The organism is Escherichia sp. KCJ4928, from assembly GCF_004352695.1.
Taxonomy (GTDB): Bacteria; Pseudomonadota; Gammaproteobacteria; order Enterobacterales; family Enterobacteriaceae; genus ECMA0423.
Genome location: NZ_SJWV01000632.1, coordinates 1 through 399 on the forward strand (window position 1 = coordinate 1; position 399 = coordinate 399).

Below are 399 nucleotides of genomic sequence, written 5' to 3' on the forward strand. Positions count from 1 at the left end.
TGTAGTGGTCAAGTAATATTGGCCACGGTTTTACAGTAAAAATGGTATCTGTTCTCTGACTCTTCCGGCGTCAGCCCACCGTTATAATGGTGAGGTCTGACGCTGTTGTAGTAGTTCAATATGTAATCATTAATTTGCTGCCGGGCCTCGTCCTTGCCTGCGTAACCATTCGTTGGCACCCATTCTGTTTTCAGACTGCGGAAGAAGCGTTCCATGGGGCTGTTATCCCAGCAGTTTCCCCGCCGACTGACGCTTTGATTTATTCTGCAACGCCAGAGAAGTTGTTGATATTTAAGGCCTGTATACTGGCTTCCCTGGTCGCTATGGAACACGACATCCCGGGGTTGGCCACGCGTCTCATAGGCCATCCGCAGGGCACTGCTTATCAGTGCGGTATCG

The 399-nt window shown here is 50.4% G+C and carries 1 protein-coding gene; it reads right to left on the bottom strand.

Annotation, left to right across the window (positions count from 1 at the left end; translation table 11 throughout):
- Positions 1-8: 8 nt before the first annotated feature.
- Positions 9-399: integrase core domain-containing protein (locus E0D98_RS25980; protein ID WP_024173320.1), on the bottom strand; the 391-nt coding region annotated here is incomplete at its 5' end.